The sequence below is a fragment of the Bradyrhizobium algeriense genome (assembly GCF_003062295.1).
Lineage (GTDB): Bacteria > Pseudomonadota > Alphaproteobacteria > Rhizobiales > Xanthobacteraceae > Bradyrhizobium > Bradyrhizobium algeriense.
Genome location: NZ_PYCN01000257.1, coordinates 1 through 460 on the forward strand (window position 1 = coordinate 1; position 460 = coordinate 460).

Consider the following 460-nt stretch of genomic DNA (forward strand, 5'->3'; position numbering starts at 1 on the left):
CGAACACGGCATCGCAGGGGAACCGCTCGAACAGACCCTCGGTGATCATGCGCCGCGCACCGGCACCAATCTCCTCGGCAGGCTGGAAAATCAGATGGAGCTCGCCCGAGAAATCGACATCGTCTGCCAGGGCCTTCGCGGCCGCGAGCAGGATGGCGGTATGGCCATCGTGCCCGCAGGCATGCATGATTTCCTCATGAGTGCTGGCGTAAGACAACCCTGTGGCCTCTTGGATTGGCAGGGCATCCATGTCGGCCCGGATCCCAAGCCGCTTCTCGCCGGATCTGAAGCGCTGACCCCACTCGCGGATCGTCTCGTAGCTGACCACGATGCCTCGCGCCGCCAGGATGAGTTCGACTTCGCGTAAGCTCAGGCTGAAGCAGTGATACAACCAAACCGCCTGGTTGATGATTTCGGGTGGATAGCGGAAGCCGCGGTAGGGATTGGATGGCGTGCTCAT

The 460-nt window shown here is 61.5% G+C and carries 1 protein-coding gene; it reads right to left on the reverse strand.

From position 1 onward, the window contains the following. A partial coding sequence (locus tag C7G61_RS46910) for a M20/M25/M40 family metallo-hydrolase (protein WP_244608800.1) occupies nt 1–460 on the reverse strand: 460 nt, incomplete at its 3' end.